Source organism: Sphingomonas sp. (assembly GCF_041661825.1).
In the GTDB taxonomy this organism is placed as follows: domain Bacteria; phylum Pseudomonadota; class Alphaproteobacteria; order Sphingomonadales; family Sphingomonadaceae; genus Sphingomonas.
Window position 1 is genome coordinate 985,157 of sequence record NZ_JBAZTU010000003.1, and the last position, 18,053, is coordinate 1,003,209.

The 18,053-nt window shown below is 64.4% G+C and carries 17 protein-coding genes; 4 read left to right on the plus strand and 13 right to left on the minus strand.

All coding sequences use genetic code 11. From position 1 onward, the window contains the following. Nucleotides 1–52: 52 nt before the first annotated feature. From WC729_RS17625 to WC729_RS17640, 4 genes are read right to left on the minus strand one after another with little or no spacing between them, the layout of a single operon-like run. Nucleotides 53–502, minus strand: a complete 450-nt coding sequence (locus tag WC729_RS17625) for a DUF1178 family protein (protein WP_372855097.1) — start codon at nucleotides 500–502, stop codon at nucleotides 53–55. Continuing rightward, nucleotides 499–1,323, minus strand: coding sequence for a carbon-nitrogen hydrolase family protein (locus WC729_RS17630; RefSeq protein WP_372855099.1), 825 nt, complete (start codon nucleotides 1,321–1,323; stop codon nucleotides 499–501). Before WC729_RS17630 ends, WC729_RS17625 begins: the two co-directional genes overlap by 4 nt. Beyond that, nucleotides 1,320–1,577, minus strand: coding sequence for a glutaredoxin 3 (grxC, locus tag WC729_RS17635; RefSeq protein ID WP_372855101.1), 258 nt, complete (start codon nucleotides 1,575–1,577; stop codon nucleotides 1,320–1,322). Before grxC ends, WC729_RS17630 begins: the two co-directional genes overlap by 4 nt. 31 nt (nucleotides 1,578–1,608) lie before the next feature. After that, nucleotides 1,609–2,463, minus strand: a complete 855-nt coding sequence (locus tag WC729_RS17640) for a ComF family protein (RefSeq protein WP_372855103.1) — start codon at nucleotides 2,461–2,463, stop codon at nucleotides 1,609–1,611. Here WC729_RS17640 and WC729_RS17645 point away from each other — a divergent pair. Then, on the plus strand, nucleotides 2,386–3,219 hold the full coding sequence (locus tag WC729_RS17645; RefSeq protein ID WP_372855105.1) for a class I SAM-dependent methyltransferase: 834 nt from the start codon (nucleotides 2,386–2,388) through the stop codon (nucleotides 3,217–3,219). The genes WC729_RS17640 and WC729_RS17645 overlap by 78 nt on opposite strands. Before the next feature lie 405 nt (nucleotides 3,220–3,624). Here the strand turns inward: WC729_RS17645 and WC729_RS17650 are convergent, their stop codons facing one another. From WC729_RS17650 to WC729_RS17675, 6 genes are all read right to left on the minus strand, one after another. After that, nucleotides 3,625–4,014, minus strand: a complete 390-nt coding sequence (locus WC729_RS17650; protein WP_372855107.1) for a response regulator — start codon at nucleotides 4,012–4,014, stop codon at nucleotides 3,625–3,627. 66 nt (nucleotides 4,015–4,080) lie between these two features. Further along, nucleotides 4,081–6,567, minus strand: a complete 2,487-nt coding sequence (locus tag WC729_RS17655; protein ID WP_372855109.1) for an ATP-binding protein — start codon at nucleotides 6,565–6,567, stop codon at nucleotides 4,081–4,083. Nucleotides 6,568–6,627: 60 nt separating this feature from the next. Next, complete coding sequence (locus WC729_RS17660) at nucleotides 6,628–8,034, minus strand: EAL domain-containing protein (RefSeq protein ID WP_372855111.1); 1,407 nt, start codon at nucleotides 8,032–8,034, stop codon at nucleotides 6,628–6,630. A gap of 524 nt (nucleotides 8,035–8,558) precedes the next feature. Further along, nucleotides 8,559–10,055, minus strand: coding sequence for a flavin-containing monooxygenase (locus WC729_RS17665; protein WP_372855113.1), 1,497 nt, complete (start codon nucleotides 10,053–10,055; stop codon nucleotides 8,559–8,561). A gap of 83 nt (nucleotides 10,056–10,138) precedes the next feature. Beyond that, nucleotides 10,139–12,223: a malate synthase G gene (locus WC729_RS17670; protein WP_372855115.1), complete on the minus strand. Its 2,085-nt coding sequence runs from the start codon at nucleotides 12,221–12,223 to the stop codon at nucleotides 10,139–10,141. Nucleotides 12,224–12,295: 72 nt separating this feature from the next. Beyond that, nucleotides 12,296–12,748, minus strand: a complete 453-nt coding sequence (locus tag WC729_RS17675; protein WP_372855117.1) for a MarR family winged helix-turn-helix transcriptional regulator — start codon at nucleotides 12,746–12,748, stop codon at nucleotides 12,296–12,298. 82 nt (nucleotides 12,749–12,830) lie between these two features. Here WC729_RS17675 and WC729_RS17680 point away from each other — a divergent pair, with 82 nt between their 5' ends. Then, nucleotides 12,831–13,409, plus strand: coding sequence for a TetR family transcriptional regulator C-terminal domain-containing protein (locus WC729_RS17680; RefSeq protein WP_372855119.1), 579 nt, complete (start codon nucleotides 12,831–12,833; stop codon nucleotides 13,407–13,409). A gap of 156 nt (nucleotides 13,410–13,565) precedes the next feature. Further along, complete coding sequence (locus tag WC729_RS17685) at nucleotides 13,566–14,315, plus strand: SDR family NAD(P)-dependent oxidoreductase (protein WP_372855121.1); 750 nt, start codon at nucleotides 13,566–13,568, stop codon at nucleotides 14,313–14,315. Between the two features lie 43 nt (nucleotides 14,316–14,358). Here the strand turns inward: WC729_RS17685 and WC729_RS17690 are convergent, their stop codons facing one another. Genes WC729_RS17690 through WC729_RS17700 form a run of 3 tightly spaced genes read right to left on the minus strand, consistent with a single transcriptional unit; the run spans nucleotide 14,359 to nucleotide 16,939 of the window. Next, the gene (locus WC729_RS17690; protein ID WP_372855123.1) at nucleotides 14,359–14,796 is read right to left on the minus strand and encodes a PilZ domain-containing protein; all 438 of its coding nucleotides are present in this window, start codon (nucleotides 14,794–14,796) and stop codon (nucleotides 14,359–14,361) included. An 18-nt stretch (nucleotides 14,797–14,814) separates the two neighbouring features. Further along, a complete protein-coding gene (locus WC729_RS17695) occupies nucleotides 14,815–16,470 on the minus strand; it encodes a TadG family pilus assembly protein (RefSeq protein WP_372855125.1) in 1,656 nt (551 codons plus the stop codon). A gap of 1 nt (nucleotide 16,471) precedes the next feature. Next, nucleotides 16,472–16,939, minus strand: a complete 468-nt coding sequence (locus WC729_RS17700; RefSeq protein ID WP_372855499.1) for a TadE/TadG family type IV pilus assembly protein — start codon at nucleotides 16,937–16,939, stop codon at nucleotides 16,472–16,474. A 209-nt stretch (nucleotides 16,940–17,148) separates the two neighbouring features. Here WC729_RS17700 and WC729_RS17705 point away from each other — a divergent pair, with 209 nt between their 5' ends. Continuing rightward, nucleotides 17,149–18,045, plus strand: a complete 897-nt coding sequence (locus WC729_RS17705) for a PAS domain-containing protein (RefSeq protein ID WP_372855127.1) — start codon at nucleotides 17,149–17,151, stop codon at nucleotides 18,043–18,045. Nucleotides 18,046–18,053: the final 8 nt, after the last annotated feature.

An 18,053-nucleotide genomic window follows, 5' to 3' on the forward strand; every position in this document is an offset into this window, starting at 1 on the left:
AGAGATTGGCCCTTCGGCGGTCAATCGGGCGCAGGACCCATCACCATCCAGATTAGTTGATCGCCTCGGGCGGCACCACCGGGAACGGCAGCGGCGCGATCGCCACGCCTTCATCGGCCAGCGCCCTGGCCTCCCCAGCCGTCGCTTCGCCGTGGATCGGCGCGTGATCGGTCTCGCCGGCGTGCATCGCACGGGCGCGGTCGGCAAAGGCCCTGCCCACCCATTCGGATTTCTCGAGCGCCTTGGCCTGCGCTTCGGCAAGGGCGCGGATCGCGGCCTTCATCACCTCGGGTGACGGCGCCTCGCCCTGGACGACAGGAGCGCTCTGCCGATTGCCCTTGGCCGGGATGTTCGGCGCCATCACGGCCTTGCCGATATCCGCATCACCGCACAGCGGGCAGGACAGCAGCCCGCGTGCGCGCTGATCCTCGAACGCACCGCTCGAGCCGAACCATGCCTCGAACACATGCTCGCGCGAGCAGCGCAGGTCGAAAACGATCATGACGCGGTCTCGACGACCGGGATCGCGCGGCGATGCGCGAGTACCGGAATGCGCGCGCGGACGTCAGCCGTGCGGGCTGGATCGATCTCGGCGAAACCCAGGCCGGCTTCTTCGCCCATGTCGAGCAGCACCTCGCCCCAGGGATCGATCACCAGCGAATGCCCATAGGTCGCGCGGCCATCCTCGTGCACGCCGGTCTGCGCCGCCGCGACGACAAAGGCCGCTGCCTCGATTGCCCGGGCGCGCAGCAATATGTGCCAGTGCGCCGCTCCAGTCGGCCGAGTGAAGGCCGCCGGCACCGCCAGAATGGTCGCCCCGGCATCGCTCAGCGCCCGGAACAGGTCCGGGAAGCGCATGTCGTAGCAGATGGCGAGCCCGACCTGCCCGACTGGCGTATCGACCACCACGGCGCCGCTGCCGGGCGTGTAGGAGGCGGATTCCCGCCAGCTCTCGCCAGTCGGCAGATCGACGTCGAACAAATGCAGCTTGTCGTAGCGCGCGCGGATCTTGCCCTCGGGATCGATCACATAAGCGCGATTGGCCAGCTTGCCGTCGTCACCGCGTACCGCGAGCGAGCCGAGATGAACCCAGATGCCCTGTTCCGTCGCGGCCTTGCGTACTGCCGCCAGGACCGGATCGTCAGCCTCTGGATGGAGATTGGCCGCGGCCCGCGTCCGGTCGCTGTCGAGCAGGCCGGACATTTCAGGCGTGAACAGCATTGCCGCACCGCCCTTCTTCGCATCGGCGATCGCATCGGTCAGCGTACGGGCATTGGCAACGGGATCGATCCCCGTCGTCATCTGGAGCAGCGCGATCCTCATGCGGCGAGCAGCGCGTCGAGCTTGCCCTCACATTCGAGCGCAGCGAGATCGTCCGATCCGCCGACATGCTTCCCGTCGATGAAGATTTGCGGGACGGTGCTGCGGCCATTCGCCCGCTGCAGCATCTCGGCACGCTTCGGCCCGCCCATGGTGATGTCGAATTCCTCGACCTCGACGCCCTTGCTGTCGAGCAACCGCATCGCCCGCGTGCAATAGGGGCAGAAGGCCTTGGTGTAGATTTCGATCTTTGCCATGCGCCTGAAATGTGGGCGGCCCCGCCGCTTGTCAATCGTCGGCGGCAGGATCGAGCACCCGCGCCCAGCAGAGAATGGTGACGCTGGCCGCACCGGCCTGAAGCAGCACGCGCGTGCAGGCATCGCTGGTCGCGCCGCTGGTGTGGATGTCGTCGATCAACACCACTGCCTTGCCCTTGAGCGCCTGTTTCGCGCCCGCCTGGACGCGAAAGGCGCCCGCGACCGCCTTCGCCCTGCCCCGCGCGCCCATCCCGCGTAGTGGCGGCGTGGCGCGCGCGCGGCGCAGCAGCAGTGGATCGTTCGCCACAGCGGTGGCGCGAGTCAGCGCGCGGGCGATCAGCGCGGCCTGGTTGAAGCCCCGCGACCAGATGCGCCACCGATGAAGCGGAACGGGGATGAGCAGATCGGCACCCTCGGGCATCAGTCGTGCCATCTGTCGCGCGACCGTCTCGGCAAAGGCAGTACGCCCGCCATATTTGAGCCGCAGCGCGACGGTGCGGGCGACGTCGCCATACGCCACGGCGGCACGCACGCCGGCATGGCGCGGCGGTTGCTGGTGGCACGCCCCGCACAAGGCGCCCGGCCCGCGATCATAGGAGAAAGGCGCATGGCAGGCCGCGCACCAGGGCGGGCCGAGGAAGCGCAATTCGCCCCAGCAGGCGGCACAAAAGCGATGGTCCTCCCCTGTCACCGCGCCACAACCGGGGCATCGCGGCGGCAGCGCGAGATTGGCGGCGACACGAAGGGGAGCGAGGAACCGCTGCACGCCCTCTTGTCGCGCCGACCGTCCGACGGCACAAGCCCGGCCGTGAGCACCCCCGATATCTTCGACCGTATTGCACGACGCGCGCACCGCGATCGCGCCGCCGCCGGCTTTGCCGGTCATGATTTCCTGCGCGCGGCGATGCTCGACGGCATCCAGGAGCGGCTCGGAACGGTCACGCGCGGATTCGAGGACGTGCTCGATCTTGGCTGCTTCGACGACGCGTTCCTGCCACCACCCGGCGCGCGCATCGTCCGCTGCGACGCCGGCCTCGCTTTTGCGGGCGATGTTCAGGCCGACGAAGATCGCTTGCCCTTCGCCGATGCGTCGTTCGATCTGGTGGTGTCCGCGGGCGTACTCGACAGCGTCAACGACCTGCCCGGTGCACTGACCCTCATCCGGCGCGCGCTGCGGCCTGACGGCCTGTTCCTCGCCGCCTTCACTGGGGCCGGCACCCTGTCGACCCTCCGCGCTGCGTTTCGCGAAGCCGAGCGGGATCGCCCGGCCGCGCGTATTCATCCGCAAATCGACGTGCGTTCCGCGGGCGACCTGCTGGTCCGCGCCGGCTTCGCCCTGCCTGTCGCCGATGTGGAGTCGCTGAACGTGCGCTACGCCGATCTGGGGCGGCTGCTGGGCGATCTACGCGGCATGGCCGCAACAAACCTGCTGGTCGGTCGAACCCCGCTTCGCCGCGACACGCTCGCTCGCGCCGCCGACGCCTTTACCGAGCAGGCGGACCCTGACGGCCGTACGACCGAGCGTTTCGAGATCGTCTTTCTGACGGGCTGGGCCCCCGCCCCTTCCCAGCCTCAGCCGGCCCGGCGCGGCAGTGCCACCGCGTCGCTCGCGGATGCGCTGAAACGCATACCGCCTGAATAGGGGCCATCTGCAATACCGTTGGAGCGGATTGCCACATCCGAAATGGCGGTGAACGGCATCGATCGATTCAACGCGACCGCCGACCATGCCAGCATAGGATGACGACGTCTTTTTGGCGTCGCCCTGGTCATTCTCATCGTGGTTTATCGGGAACTGTCGCCGCCCTGTTCCGAGAAGGAATTCCCTGTTCGGCGGGCGCGAATTCCCTGTTATCGGATAACAGGGAATTTCTATTAAACTACTGATATTAAAAAGAAAGATTGAAGAATAATGTCCGTGAAAGCGGCAGAAGAATCAAATTCCCTGTTAATTTCCCTGTTATTGCTCCGGAACAGGGAATTCCGCCACCGCTAGCCAACGTTGTCAGGCCGTGCGGAGAAGAGTGTCTATCGCCACGATTCGGACCTAGCCGATCATCCCCTCGCCGGAGCCACGCGCCAGCATCCGCCCGATCGCATCGAACAGCGAATCCATCGCGACGGGTTTGAACAGCACTTCATCCGCGCCCTCGCTGAGGCACCGCTCGCGCAAATCGATCGCGGTATCGGCCGTCACGACGATGATCGGCAGCTTGCCTTTCGCGTCCGTGCGGCCGCGGATGTGCCGAATCGCCTCCAGCCCATCCATGCCGGGCATGCGGAGATCGACGAGAATCATGTCGAAATCCTGCTCTTCGATCAGTTGCAGGCCAATCTCGCCGCTCTCGGCGCCGACCATGGACGCGCCAGCAACGTCGAGCATGTCCTTCACAACACGCCGATTCATCGGATCATCCTCGATGAAGAGGATGTTCATGGCCTGAATGCCGGGGCGCTAGCCGCTTGGTGGTGAAATGGAACCATATCGGATGTCTCTATCTGATCATGCCGCGCGCGTTACAAGATGGCTGTCGTTGTCCGTGTCGCTTTTATCCAACGGAAAAAGCAATTCGGCCAACGCCGCGCCGGCGATCGGCTTGGCAATCACGATATCGAGCCCCGCCGCAAGAAATTCCGACCGTTGATCGTCACTCGGGGCCGGCCATAGCAGGGCCGAGACCACACTGGCGTCCTTCGCCGCCGCAGCCAGAGCCTGCACTGCGCCCGGCATATTGTCGCTCGCCTTCAGCGTGGCGTCATCGATGAGCAGCCGGGATACTCCGCCCGCGGCCATCAGCCCGATCGCTTCATCGACACTGCTTGCGAACAACACGCTGCCCGCCCGCGCCTCGAGCACGGCACGCAGCATGCTGCGCGAGATCGGATTGCGATCGAGAATGATCAGCGCACGGGCTTCAGTCCGTTCTTCGGTCGCCTCCACAGCCGCGGCACGGAACAGCGGCAATTCGAGGGTGAAGACCGACCCTTCGCCCACCTGGCTGCGCACCGTCACGTCACCGTCCATCGCTCGGGCAAGGTTCCGGCAGATGGCAAGCCCTAGCCCGGTGCCACCGAATTTGCGGGTCGTCCCGGCATCCACCTGGCGGAAGGATTCGAAGATCAGCTCGTTCTTGTCCGCCGGGATGCCGATGCCGGTGTCGGTCACCTCGATCATCAGCTTCGGTTGATCGCCTTCCTCACGAGCAAAGGCGCGCACGCGGACGGATCCGCTCTCGGTGAACTTCAGCGCGTTGGACAGCAGGTTGAAGGTGATCTGGCGCAGCCGAGCGGCATCGCCCTCGATTCGCTCCGGACAATCGGCAAGATCCAGCGTGAACCCGATGCCCTTTCCCCGCGCCTGCTCTTCCCACATGCGCGACACCTCATGGAGCGTCGCCTTCAGGTCGAACGCCTCGCGTTCGATCGTCATGTTGCCGGTTTCCATCTTGGCGACGTCGAGAATGTCGTCGACCAGCGCACGCATGCTGAGCCCCGCTCCGTGCACTACCTCGATCCGGTCGCGCATCGGCTCGGCCAATCGTTTGTCGGCCAGCATCACCTGAGTCATGCCGAGGATGCCATTGAGCGGCGTGCGGATTTCGTGGCTGGTGGTCGCGAGGAACTCGGTCTTCGCCGCCAGTGCCTTGGCAAGCGCGCTGTTGGTCGCGGCCAGATCGATATTCGCGGCGCGCACTTCGTTGCGGCTGCGCCGGATCGTAACGAGGCCGAAGCCGAGCATCGAGACGATGATGACCGTCGCGACGGCGGCACCGATAAAGATGATCCGCTGAGTCTGCGCGCGCGCCTGTTCGGCCTCGTACTTGCGCTGCGCCTCGGCCGCCTGCAGCCGGGTGATCTTCAATTCCTGATTGGCGAAATCGAAGCGCGCGGCGGCAAGCGCGGTGTTGGTCGATGCGGCGAGCGTCGAGGTCTGGTCGTCAAGCCGCTTCAGCGCCTCGAGATGGAGCAGTGCCTGCTTCTCGTCGCCGGTCTTCTTGAACAGGTCATAGGCGGTCTGATGCCCCTCGCGGAACGCCAGGGTCGTGGTGTGCAGGTCGACGCCTGCAAAGCTGCGTCCGATCAGCGAGGTCGCCCGTCCGAGATCGCCGTGCTGGAGCGCTGCCTGCGCCGCCAGGCCCAAATCCTGGCTGTCGGTCGGCATGCCGGCGGCACGCGACACCGTCGCCACCTCGGCTATGGTCCGATCCGCAGCGGCAAGATTGTCGGTGGCGAGCTGCGCCCGGACGATGTTGCGCAGGATCTGCACTTCGCGGCCGGGGCTCTTCATCGTCCGCGCGAGCGAGAGCGCTTCGTTGAACTGCTTCTCGGCTTCGGTGAAGCGGCCCAGCTCCTTCAGACACACGCCGCGATTATTGTAGATCGCCAGCAGCAGCGACGGATCGCCGCGATAGACCTCCATCGCCTGGCTCGAATAGCGCAGGCCGTTCTCGTAATCCTTGGCTTCCTGATAGAGCAGCGCGATGCTCAGCAGCGCGACCGCACGGCTGCGTGTCTCGCCAAGGTCGCGGAACACCGCATGTGCCGCCTGGTAATCGGAAAGTGCCGCGGCGACATCGGCCTTGGCGGTGTGCAGGCCGCCGCGCGACAGCAGGATATCGCCATTCAGCTTGGTCGGCGCGCCGCTACCCGTAACCGCCGCATAAGCGCGGTCGATCAGGGGCTGGGCGTGGTCGAGATCGTTGAGGCGGAGGTAGGCTTCACCCTGGAGCCATTGCGCGGTCGCCATGGCGATGGTCCGCTGACGTCCCTCGAGCGACGTTGCTTCGGCTTCCGCAGCCTTGGCTTTTTCGATCGTCTTGCCGGGATCGACCAGCATCATCGCCTTGGCGTCGGCCACCATGGAATCGAAGCGCGAACCGGCGTCCGTCACCTGCGGCGCGGTCTGCGCCTGCGCCGTAGCGGGCACGCCCAAAGCCGTCAGCGCCATCAGCGCCGCCGCCACCAAGGTGCGAAGAGTGAGCCCCATCATTCGGGCCGTTGTGGACGGGACATGTTAAATACGCGCTAAGGAACCGCGACAGTCGCGCGTTCAGGCGCTCTTCCAGAAGCTCGCCGGGCGGCGGAACATCGCATGGCCAGGGTCTTCGGGGGTGCGCGCCTTGTCGTCGCGCAGGAACTGGCGGAACGCGTCGATCGAGACGGGTCGGCTGATCAGATAGCCCTGCACCATGTCGCAGCCCATCACGCTGAGCAGCGCCATCGCCGCCTGGGTCTCGACGCCCTCGGCCGTGACTTCCATCTCCAGCGCATGCGCCAGGTCGATGGTGGAGCGCACGATCAGCGGATCTCGGTTGCTGCTGGTCAGTTGCAGCACGAACATCTTGTCGATCTTCAGCTCCTTCGCCGGGAGCTGCTTCAGATAGGCCAGCGACGACAGGCCGGCGCCATAATCGTCGATCGCAATGGTGATGCCGACATCGGCAAAGGCCTGGAGGTTGAAGATCGCACTCTGTGGATCGCGGATCACCGAGGTCTCGGTGATCTCGAACCCGATCTTTGCGCCACTCTCGCTGACCTTGGAGCAGGCAAGCTTCACGAAGCGCACATCGGCGAGCAACTGGCCTGAGATGTTGATGAAGATGGTCAGATCGTTGCCATCCTGCGCCAGCAGGCGCTGGTCGGAGATCACCTGATCGAGTGTCCACAAGGTCAGCGCGGAGATCTCCCGCGCTTCCTCGGCGACGGTGATGAAGTCGCCGGGCAGGATCAGCCCGCGGGTCGGATGCTGCCAGCGCACCAGCGCCTCGGCGCTCGCAATCTCCTGACGGCGCACATGGACCTTGGGCTGATACTGCAGGAACATCTCGCCATTCTTGATCGCGCCCGGCAATTCGCGGGTCAGCGTCAGCCGGTCGAACGCCGGCGTGCCCGCGGAAAGGTCGCGAATGACGGCATGGGCCTCGGTCCGTGCCTGCTCCAGCGCGCTTTCCGCCTCTTCGGCGAGCCGCACGTCCTCGGCATTGCCGAGCGGCGCAGCGGCGGCGCCGAAATGCATCTCGAGCCGGTGCTGCTCGCCGTCCAGGTCGAGCGGCAGGTCGAAATCGGCGGTCAGGCAGCCAAGCGCGGCGGCGAGATCAGTCAGCGAATCCCCTTCAAAGGCGACCTCGACGATATTGCGCCCGACCACCGAGATACGGGCGTCGGCCAGGCTGGCGTCGATCCGGTCGCTCACGTCGATCGGCAATCGGTCAGCGCGCGACCGGCCAAGATGACGGCGCAATGCCGCGAAATTGGAGATTTCAGCCAGGCACAGGAACTGCCAGGCCTTGGGCAGAGGCGGCACGATGCCGTCAGTATCGTCGAACGGCATCCCCGCCCGCTCCAGCAGCTGGCGCTGATGTTTCTCGAAGCCGCTCATGCCGCCCGGCGGCACTTCGGCGCGCGGCACAGCAACGCCGCCATCGCCTTCGGCGCGGTGGCGAAGTGCGGCCGACAAAGGCAGCTGCGCACCGCGCGCCCTGGGGCCCCTTGCCGGGTTATATGAACGTGAAGCGCGCGCCATCGGTACGAGCGGTAGCAGTCGACCGCTGAAGGAACTCTTAAACGTCCCGCTTTGGGCCGCGAAAGTCCCGGGAATCCGATTGCTTTATCCCTAATTTTCCGTTAATAAACAGCTGCGCTCGCCTGAGTGCACAAGGGAGAAAGCAAGTGCTTAAGTTCATTATTGCGCTGATCTACGGCGAGGGCATCCGTCCCTGGTAATCCAGTCAATCGACCTGATCTCCGACTGAAATAGCCTGTCTTTAACGAAGGTTAGTCGGAGATTGGGTCGATACGCCCTGCCTCCTTTCCACTAGCCACATCGCGGATTGCCGAACTAGGCGACGCGCGAAGATACCGGCCCGGTCCCGATTCGGGACTCGCAGCAATCCGGTAACCATTAACTCCAAATCGGTGGCTTCTCCGTCCGGATCGGTTCCGGATACGTGTCATGCGCGTGCCCCATTTTGGGCACGCAGCTCAGGCAGTCACTGGTTCGCGTACCGGCTCAGCCGGCTGCTTGCGTGAGGCGGGGTTGGAGAATTCCATGCCGTCATCGACCGAGCCGAAGCGCAGTGAGACCACGTCCTTCGCGTAGTTCTGATAGAGCTTCCAGGGCTTCTTGCTGCCCTGTTTCGGAAACTTCTCCATCGCCCGCGTGACATAGCCCGAGGTGAAGCTAAGGAACGGCTCGGGCGTCAGCACATCGTCGCCGATCCGCGGCGTGGCCTGGCGCAGCCCACGCTTCTTCATGGTGTTGAGCAACCGGCAAACATAGGCGCAGGTGAGATCGGCCTTCAGCGTCCACGACGCGTTGGTGTAGCCGAAGGACGAGGCCAGGTTCGGCACGTCGCTGTACATCATGCCCTTGTAGTTGAACGTTTGCGACAGATCGACCGCCGCCCCGTCGACGCTGAATGCCACGTCGCTCAGCAGTTGCAGCTCGAGCCCCGTTGCGGTGACGATCACGTCCGCGGGAAGCTCCGCGCCCGAACTCAACTTGATGCCCGTTGGCGTGAAACGTTCGATCGTGTCGGTGACGACCGAGGCCTCCCCCTTCTTGAGCGAGGCGAACAGGTCGCCGTCCGGCACCAGGCACAGCCGCTGGTCCCAGGGATTGTAGCGCGGGGTGAAATGCGTCGCGACGTCGTAATCCGGGCCGAGCTCGGTACGGACCATCTCAAGCAGCCGCGCCTTGGTCTTTTCCGGCCGCTTGCGCGCGAGATTGTAGAAGAACATCTGGAACAGCACGTTGCGCCAACGCGTGATGTCATAGGCAAGCATCGCCGGCAGCTTTCGCCGCAGCCAGTTGGCAAAGCCGTCCTCGGCCGGGCGCGACACGACATAGGTCGGCGATCGCTGCAGCATCGTCACATGTGCGGCCTTGTCGGCCATCGCCGGCACCAGGGTCACCGCGGTCGCGCCGCTGCCGATCACCACGACATTCTTGCCGCTGTAATCGAGATCCTCGGGCCAGAATTGCGGATGGACGATGCGCCCGGCGAAACTCTCCGCTTCGGGGAAATCGGGCGTGTGGCCGCGGGCGTAATTATAATAGCCGCTGCACATGAAGAGGAAATTGCAGGTGAAGGCGACCGGCCCGTCCGGGCCGTCGGCCTCGACCGTCCAGCGCGCATCGGGTGTGGACCAGGCGGCCTGCTTCACATGGTGACGATAGCGGATGTGCCGGTCGATCCCAGCCTCGCTGGCGGTATCGTTGACATACTTGAGGATCGACGGCCCGTCAGCGATCGCCTTCGCCTCGGTCCAGGGGCGGAAGGAATAGCCGAGCGTGTACATGTCGGAATCGGAGCGGATACCGGGGTAGCGGAACAGGTCCCAGGTCCCGCCCATCGCCGCGCGGCCTTCGAGGATCACATAGCTGCGATCCCGGCACAGCTTCTGCAGGTGATAACCGGCACCGATGCCGGAAATACCGGCGCCGACAACGACGACGTCGAAATGCTCAAGGCCCATGTATCGCTCTCCCACGATACCCGATATTCGATTTTTCGCAGGGACGCAAAGATCAGTTTCGATCCGCAATGCTTTTGCGCGGGTTACGCCTCCGCCTTGGCCCGCGCGCGATAGGCGTGCAGCAGCGGCTCGGTATAGCCGTTGGGCTGAGTCAGCCCTTCGAACACCAGGGCCCGCGCCGCCTGATAAGCCAGGCTCGTCGCCTCGTTCCCGGACATCGGCCGGTACAGCGGGTCGCCCGCATTCTGGACGTCCACCTTGGCCGCCATGCGCGCAAAGGCCGCGTCGATATCCGCCTCAGTGGCCACGCCGTGGAGCAGCCAGTTGGCCATATGCTGCGAGGAGATGCGCAGGGTCGCGCGGTCCTCCATCAGCCCGATATCGTGGATATCAGGCACCTTGGAGCAACCCACGCCCTGATCGATCCAGCGCACCACATAGCCGAGGATACCCTGGGCATTATTGTCGAGCTCGGCGCGCACCTCGTCCGGCGTCAAGTTGCGGCCCTTGGCCACCGGCACGGTCAGCAGCGGCGTCAGGCCAGGGATTGCCTCGCGCGCAATCTCCCCGCGGCGCGCAAACACATCGACCTGATGGTAATGCATCGCATGGAGCGTCGCTGCGGTCGGGCTCGGCACCCAGGCGGTGTTGGCGCCCGATTTCGGATGGCCGATCTTCTGCTCCATCATATCGGCCATCCGATCGGGCGCCGCCCACATGCCCTTGCCGATCTGCGCCTTGCCCGAAAAGCCGTGCGCCAGCCCGATCCGGACGTTGCGGTCCTCATAGGCCTTGATCCAGTCGCTCGACTTCATCTCGGCCTTGGGAATCATCGGCCCGGCACGCATTGCCGTGTGCATCTCGTCGCCGGTGCGATCGAGGAAGCCGGTGTTGATGAAGACGATCCGGTCTTTCACCGCCGCGATACAGGCGGCGAGATTGGCCGAAGTGCGGCGCTCCTCGTCCATCACCCCGACCTTGATCGTGTGGCGCTCCAGATCGAGCAGATCCTCGACCGCATCGAACAACCGGTTGGTGAAGCCGGCCTCTTCCGGCCCGTGCATCTTGGGTTTCACGACATAGAAGGATCCGGCGCGGCTGTTGCGATACGCACCGAGCCCGCGCAGGTCGTAGAGTGCGATCGTCGCGGTCATGATCGCGTCGAGAATGCCTTCGGGCGCCTCGCTGCCATCGGCCAGCGTCACCGCCGGGGTGGTCATCAGATGACCGACATTGCGCACGAACAACAGGCTGCGGCCTGGCAAGGCCAATGTGCCGCCGGCGACCGCGTCATAGCTGCGATCGGCATTGAGCTTGCGCGTGACCGTGCGACCGCCCTTGTCGAAGCTCTCGACCAGGTCGCCCCGCATCAGCCCGAGCCAGTTGGTGTAGGCCGCGACCTTGTCCTCGGCATCCACCGCAGCGATCGAATCCTCGAGATCGACGATCGTGGTGATCGCGGATTCGAGGATGACGTCGGCGATGCCGCCCAGGTCCCCGCCGCCGATGACTGAGGTCCGGTCGATCACCACCTCGATGTGCAGGCCGTTGTGCCGCAGCAGCAACGAATCCCCCTTGCGACCGACCAGTTGCGCCGGATCGACCAGATCAGGCGTTCCGCCACGATAGGCAGCCCAGCTCTCGCCTGACAGCGGCACCGCCTCGTCGAGGAACGCCTTGGCGTACGCGATCACCTGCGCGCCGCGCACCGGGTCATAGCCGCCCGGCACGGCCATGCCGGGCAGTGCATCGGTGCCGTAGAGCGCGTCGTACAAGCTGCCCCAGCGCGCATTGGCGGCATTCAGCACGAAGCGGGCGTTGAGCACGGGGACGACCAGCTGCGGCCCGGCCATGGTCGCGATCTCGGGATCGACATTCTGCGTGCCGATCGAGAACGGCGCAGGCTCCGGCACGAGATAGCCGATCTGGCGCAGGAACGCCTCGTCGGCAGCACCGCCAGCGGCGTAGCGCGAATCGATCTGCTCCTGCAGCGTGTCACGTTTGGCCAGCAATGCGCGGTTCTCGGGCGAGAACAGTCCGAATATGTCGGCCACGCCCTGCCACCAGATGCCGGGATCCACGCCGAGCGGCGGCAGTACCTGCTCCTCGACGAACGAGACCAGCTGCGGAGCAACGGACAAACCGGCACGATCGAGCATTTCGGGCATTGGGCCTCCTGGAAAAGTCGCGACTGCCTGGGGAGGGCTGCCTGTGCGCTTAGGACAGGCCGGGGCCGGTCATCAAGCCTGTTCGGGGTCGAGCGGCGCGGCCGATGCCTCGATCCGGTCGAGCATCGTGCTGAACGTCGCGATTTCCTCAGCGGAGAAGCCGGCAAAGACCTGCGCCTCCAGCTCAAGCGCCTTGGGCGCGACGCTTTCGTACAGTGTCTTCCCGGCCTTGGTCAGCGAGAGCAGGTGCGATCGTTGGTCGTCGGGATTGGGTCGGCGCTGGACCAGCCCGCGATCGACCAGCGCGATGGCGGCGCGGCTGACTGTCACCTTGTCCATGCGCGTCGCCGCGCCCAGCGCCTGCTGGGTCAGCCCGTCGCTCTCCGCGATCACCGCGATCAGCCGCCATTCGGGGATGCGCAGGCCGAACAACGACTGATACGCTGTCGCAATCGCCGACGAGACGCGGTTCGACGCAATCGACAGTCGATACGGCAGGAACTGGTCGAGCTTCAGGCTTGGCATGCACCTTCGCTAGCGCGGCTCAGGCGCCCCGTCACCCCATTGTCATAGTTGACATAAAAATATGGACGCCCATATTATCGCGATGGCAAAGCTCTCTAACCGCGACAAAATCCTCTCCGCTGGCGTCCGGGTCGTGCATGAGCGCGGCTTTGGCGGCGCCAGCGTGCGCGATATCGTCCAGGCGGCGGGCGTGCCCCAAGGCTCTTTCACCAACCATTTCGTCTCGAAGGAAGCGTTCGGGCTCGAGGTGCTGGACATCTATTTCCAGCAGAGCCTCGTCCTGTTTGCCGAGACCCTGCGCAATGAGGCCCTCACTCCCCTCCAACGGCTCGACGCCTTTTTCGAGGCGAATATCGACCGTGTGTCTGGCGCTGCCGTGTGCAATGGCTGCATGATCGGCAATCTCGCCGCCGAGAACAGCGACAGCGAGATGATGCGCCCGCGCCTGATCCATATCTTTCAGGAGGTGCAGGCTGCCATCGCTTCCTGTCTAAGGGCGGCGGTCACGGCCGGTGAAGTCCGTGCCGATCTGGAGTGTGACGATATCGCGGCCTTCCTGGTCGCATCGCTCCAGGGCACGAACCTGCTCGCCAAGGTTGAACGCAGTGCTGAGCCGATGGAGCGGCTCAAACGGATCACTTTCAACACGCTGCTACGCTGAAGCCGCCGTCTCTCGGCTTTAAAATTCCCGCCCAATCAGACCTTTATCAAATAAAATAATGACAGGCACATTTTGCCTCTTGTAGATAATACGTACGTACATATTTGACGAACCGCAGTGCAGTTCGCCTGCCAGGTTTCATCAGGGATCATTACCATGTCAGCACCCGTCGTCCTCGTCACCGGCGCCCTTAGCGGCATCGGCCGCGCCACCGCCGAAGCCTTTGCCCGTGAGGGCGCGAAGGTCGTCATTTCCGGCCGCAACGCCGAAACCGGCGAAGCAGTCGCCGCGGAGCTGCGCAATCTCGGCGGCGAAGCCCATTTCATCCGCGCCGATGTCCGCCATGAAGAGGATCTGCGCGCGCTGGTCGACGGCACCGTCGCCAGGTTCGGCCGCCTCGACATCGCGGTCAACAATGCCGGCACTGAAGGCCAGTTCGGCCCGATCACCGACCAGACCCCGGAAAGCTATGCCGCGATGTTCGATACGAACGTGCTTGGCGTGCTGCTCAGCATGAAGCACGAGCTTCGTGTGCTGCAGGCCCAGGGCTCGGGCTCGATCATCAACATCTCGTCGGTGCTCGGTCAGGCTGCCTTTGCCAATGCCGCGCTCTACACCGCGAGCAAGCATGCCGTAGAGGGTTTGACCAAGGCGGCCGCGCTGGAAGGCGCGCCCTTCGGCGTCCGCGTCAATGCCGTCGCGCCGGGGCCGATCGACACGCCGATGCTCGATCGCTTCACCGGCGACGAAGCAGGCAAGGCAGGCCTCGCCTCGACCATCCCGATGAGCCGTACCGGTGCGCCGGACGAAATCGCCCAGGCAGTGGTCTTCCTCGGCTCCGACAAGGCGTCGTTCATCACCGGCCATGTCGTCAACGTCGATGGCGGCAAGCGCGCCGCCCTCTGATAATACGATCGGGCGGCCCTTCGGGGCCGCCCTTCTCTGAAGGTCACTCCTCGCGCTGCGCGGCCAGCGACCGCACTTTCCAGATCGCGAAGTCGAGCGACATTTCCCAATGGACTCGGTTCAGCTCCACGGAGTGGCGCGGGTTGAGGCTAAGGATATGATCGACGACGGCGGGATACAGCTCCTTGTGGAGGCGTATGCCCGCCATCTCGTTCTCTGCCCATGCGGTGACTCCGACAAAGGTCTCGAATCCGGGAATAGTGATGAAGATCCGGATGCCTCTGTCGAGCGTGAAACCGGTGGCGAGCTTGCATCCCGCTCGCGAAATCTCGATCATCCTGCCGCTGAAGGCGCGCGACCCGTCCCGCCGGAAAGTAATGTCGAGATCGGTAATCCATCGCCGCGTTGCGCGACGATCGGTCCGCCTGTCGAGATCCATTGGATCAGCGGAGTTTCCGGTCATCACTTCAGCCTGTTTCATGGATGCTTGCCCTCCCGATTATCCGACCAGCGCCGGCGTTCCACAGCGGACCCCGTCGATCCATGTGTCGGCCTGTCCGACATGGACGCCCAGCAAGTTGGTGACCTGATCCACCACGCCGTCCAGCGCTGGCGCCGCGACGTTCAGGGCGCCGCCAACCGTCGCGGTCACCGACGACAGGTTGAGCCCCAGGCCAAGCGCGGTCGCGCGCAGGTCAATCCGCCCGATCAACGACGTGGCCACTCCCTGGGCGATATCGTTCGTCGATACCGTAAGCGGCCGGTGCGCCGCGATATCGTCGGCCGAGAAGGTGACGCTCTGCCAATTCACCCCGCCCAGCGTAACGCTTGACTGACCGGTCACATCGATCAGCACGGCATGCGCGATCAGCGCGCGCCGCTTGGTGACGGGGGCAGTGAAATCGCCGAGGGTGCCGGTGTCGATATCCGCGATGGATATCTCGCCGACCGCAGGCATCACATCCAGCGTGACTCGCGCACGCGCCGCGCCGTTGGGGCAGGAGATCGCCGACAGCTTCGCCTGTGCCTGCGCCAGTTCGACATAGACCGGCAATCGCACCGAAACGAGGCCCAGGGTCGCCGCGCCGGCCAGAGTCGTATCGAGGTACAGCCGGCTTTGCGCCGTCCTGACGATGGTCGATCCATCGCTGTCGACGGCCAGCCAGGGCGAATGGGAGGGCCGCTGCCCGATCGCCAGGGTCAGCCTCGACGAAGCGATACCCGGCACGGCGAGGCCAAGGTCCAGCGCGACCTGTCGCTGGCCGTTCGCAAGCTCGAGCATCTCGCGAGCGACGGCATAGGAATCGGTCGATATCGGCTTTGACGGGTCCACCCTGTTCAGGCCCCCGAGCGGCCCGAGATCGATCAGGTCGGAAAGGCGGATCGTGGTTGCCGGCACCTTCAATGCCATCGACCGCAATGCTGCCGCCGCCGTCGGGTCTCCCGTGACGGCAGCCAGCGCGGAAAGCGCCTGGGGGAGCGTGACCCGACTGTCCAACGTGTCGCCGAACGTCGCCGCGCTCAGATGCGCCTGGGTCCGCAACGCATCCGAGAAGGCCAGGATATCCACATTCGCCCCGACCAGCGCGTTATAGTCCATCACCGATACGTTCAGGGTCGTACCGGCCAGCCCCGACAGCAGGGCATTGGGCAAGCCGCCCTGCACGGCGGCCAATCTCGATCCGATCGAAAAGGCCGCCATGTCCATCCTGGTGGCAATGGCTCTGGCGGAGATCTCCATCGTCGCATGACCGGTCAGAAACCGCCCGAAAAAGAGCGGCGCGTCCTTCACCAGTACGACCCGGATGGCGTTCGGAGACGAACCGCCTGCGGCAAAGCGCTGCGCCACGGCGATGGAGGCATCCGCGGAATAGACGCCCGGCGTGAGCGTCTGGACCCGGGCATTCCCGTCCGAATTCGCCTGGATCGCGGCATTCGCGCCCGGTCCGGGATCGTCGATCGCGGTTGCCGACGCGAGCGCGGCCGCATCGGCCACACCCTGAAGCTTTCGTTTGCCGAGGTACAGGGAGCCGACATCCACCGCCAGCGCCGTGGCACTGATCATCATCAGCAGCCCGCCGGCCGTCAGGATCGTAACGCTGGCCTTCTGGTCGCTGATCAGGGAGCCCAGGGGGCGAAGGCGGATCCGCCGCATCCTAAAGCGCCCCGAGCCGGATCGCGGCGCTGCGCCGGATCATCCTGTCCTGGACCGGCAGCACGCCGAGGCTGAGCAATGGATCGTTGGATGCGTCATAGGTCAGCCGAACGACGAGCGTCGTGCCGTCATCCTCGATCACGATGCTGGACCGGGTCGGGTCGAGCGTCCCGGTTCGCCTGAAGCTGGTTTGCACGCTCTCTTGCGCGATGCTCGCGCGCTCCGCAGCGTTCAGGCCCGAAATGGTCGCCCGGGCGGCGTCGTTCGCTGCCTCCTGAACGTCATGGGCGCGGAAAAAGAGATGCCCATAGGTCACGACGCCCATGACGAGCATCAAAAGGAGCGGCAAGACCAGCGCCATCTCGATGACAGCAGTGCCGGAGACACCTACTATAAAATCGCGAACCTTCACAGCCAAAATGGATCGAATTCGCGTTCTTTCTATCCGATTTGTTGCTTTGGTCCCCATGCTCAAATGATGTATGATCAGCAATAACATGCGGTAATGACGACGAGGGGGAGGATCTGAGGATTATACGTAATTATCCTGAATGTCGCGGTACCGCTATCATATTGCATCGCGGCATCGGTATTTCGTTATTTGACCGTTACAAATAATATCGTGAAGAAGCAAAAAAACCCTGCGAAGCCAGCAACGTTCAACGGGCGAAGGTCATTATGCACAGCGTCGAACAGAAAGATTCTGTAACTTCTGCGGAAATTACGCGAAATTTCGGATATTGGCAGGAACGTGCCCAGGACCGGCCACTGACGATCACCCACCACGGCCGCCCCCGTTACGTGCTGGTGAGCAACGACAGGTGGCGAGAAGTAAGCCAGGCGGACCATGGCGAACGGCCCAAGCCGGACCAGGGCACGCTCGAATTCGCCCTGCTGATGAAGCATATGGATGGCGGCCTCGTCATCATCGACAACGACCTGAAGGTCATCCAGTCGTCCAGTGAGGCAACCCTGCTGCTTGGCCACCCTTGCGGCGAGGTCATCGGCAGGCGGATCGACGAGATCTTGCCGCAGGTCGGCTGCGGCCCGGCCATCGCCTGCATCCGGCACGTCTCCCGCACGGGCGAGGAAACCCATTTCGAATTGCCCGGAGAAACGCCGCAGCACCCTCCCCTGCGCATCAAGGCCTTTCTCTGGCCGAATGGCGTGGCGTTGATCGTTCGCGTCTTCCACGATCGCAATTTCGACAAGACCGCCATCGACGGCGAGGCGCTGGAGCGCGCCTGCGCGGCTCATGGATATATTGCCACGGTCAAGCTGACCGTGCGGGCAACGATCGCACAGCTCGACGCGCGTTTCGCTGCCCTGACGGGATTGGCGCCCGGTCAATTGAAGGGCACGCGCTTCGCCGATCTGACCGTACCCGCGAGCCGGGCTGCCGTACGGGAGGCGATCGAGGTGGTCCTGGAGGGAAGCGCCGCCTCGCGCGCCTTTGGCAGCAAGATATTGACCAATGCCGGCATCGAGGTGCCCGTGCGCGTCTCGATCGCGCCGATCGCCAGCGGCTTTGCCATCAGCGGCGCAATCATGCTGATCACGACGACCCCGGACTAAGGGTTTTC